This window comes from uncultured Faecalibacterium sp., from assembly GCF_900066275.1.
Taxonomy (GTDB): domain Bacteria; phylum Bacillota; class Clostridia; order Oscillospirales; family Ruminococcaceae; genus Faecalibacterium; species Faecalibacterium taiwanense.
On sequence record NZ_FMFG01000084.1, the window covers coordinates 1 to 1828 of the forward strand.

General features: G+C 49.6%; 1 protein-coding gene and 1 pseudogene. Both read left to right on the plus strand.

What is annotated here, in order from left to right; translation table 11 throughout:
* On the plus strand, positions 1-1373 hold a 1373-nt coding region (gene ltrA / locus QZL71_RS13070), incomplete at its 5' end, for a group II intron reverse transcriptase/maturase (protein WP_294649177.1).
* 73 nt (positions 1374-1446) lie between these two features.
* Positions 1447-1828 (plus strand): annotated as a pseudogene (locus tag QZL71_RS13075) (VirB4-like conjugal transfer ATPase); the annotation flags it as partial.

Below are 1828 nucleotides of genomic sequence, written 5' to 3' on the forward strand. Positions count from 1 at the left end.
CTCTATCGCTGACAGATAAAAGGTATCGTGCACGTCCTCTCCGTAGAGTGTATATCGAAAAGAAGGACAAGAAGAAAAAACGTCCGTTGGGGATTCCCACGATGTATGACCGCGCAATGCAGGCTCTCTATGCTTTGGCACTGGAGCCGGTGGCGGAAACAACAGCAGATGGGAAATCCTTTGGTTTCCGAAAAGGAAGATGCGCACAGGATGCCTGCGAATATCTGTTCAATGCACTGTCGCGCAAGCACATTTCTCCGAAGTGGGTTTTGGAGGGTGACATCAAAGGTTGTTTCGACCATATCAGCCATGATTGGCTTCTGGCGAACATCCCCATGGACAAGAACATTTTGAAGCAGTTCTTAAAGGCGGGATTTATCTATCAGCGCGAACTCTTTCCTACCGAGGAAGGAACTCCGCAAGGTGGTATTATCTCCCCCATTCTGGCGAACATGACGCTGGATGGTATCGAGAAGAAGCTGGTCGAACGCTTTCACACGAACGCGCTCGGTAAGGTCGATTCAAGATTTAAGAATGCCCACAAAGTAAACTTCGTCCGCTATGCAGACGATTTTGTGGTCACAGCGGCAACACCTGAACTGGCTCTTGAAGCAAAGGAGCTGATTCGAGAGTTTCTCGCTGAACGCGGATTGGAACTTTCTGATGAAAAGACCATTGTCACCAACATTGACGATGGTTTCGACTTCCTCGGCTGGAACTTCAGAAAGTATAACGAAAAGCTGATTATCAAGCCTTCCCAAAAGGCGGTCAAGGCTATCGTTTCCAATATCTCTGACACGATTCTCCGCAGAGGAAAAGCGTGGCAGCAAGATGTTCTGATTATGAAGTTGAATGAACAAATTCGAGGTTGGACTAATTACCACCAGTCCGTATGCGCAAGTGATGCGTTCGCGTATCTGGACTATGTCCTGTACGAACTGCTGTGGCGATGGGCTAAAAGACGGCACCCAAAGAAGAACAAGTGGTGGATTTCCACGAGATACTGGCATCGTGTCGGTAATCGGAACTGGGTGTTCTCTACGGAAAACAAGGAGCTGATACGGGTGGACAGCACAGCCATTGTGCGACATACCAAGATAAAAGCTACTGCAAATCCGTTCCTCGATGAGGCGTATTTCCAAAAAAGGAAATTCGATAAAGGAATGCACCGGCTGACTGGAAAATTCAAGATGATTTGGAAAAACCAGAACGGACTGTGCTACCACTGCGGAATGCCGATGGATGTAACGGAAGAAAGAGAAATCTTCTACCTTGCACCAAAGGCAAAGGCTGGCATGGAAGATGTTCGCAATATGCGCTACGTTCATTGCACCTGTCAGCGTATTTATACTGAGAACCGCTTGAAGAAGTGATGAAATGCTTGAGCCGTATGACGGGAAACTGTCACGTACGGTTCTTAGGCGGGAAGGCGGTGGTAACACCGCTGACCCAGCCGATTACGCTCCGCTGGTGGAGCGTCTGCATGGACAGGTTATCCACATCGGTCCCGCCAGCACGCAGTATATCAACCCTATGGACATCAACAGCAACTACTCGGAAGAGGATAACCCTCTGGCTTTGAAAGCCGACTTTGTGCTGTCCCTGTGCGAACTGGTGGTGGGCGGCAAAGAGGGCTTGCAGCCGGTGGAAAAGACGGTCATTGACCGCTGCGTCCATGTGATCTATCGCAAGTATTTCGAGAATCCCACCCCGGAAAATATGCCGCTGTTGGAAGATCTGTACAACGCCCTGCTGACGCAAGACGAACCGGAAGCCCGCCATGTGGCGGCTGCGCTGGAAATCTACGTCAAGGGCAGTTTGAACATTT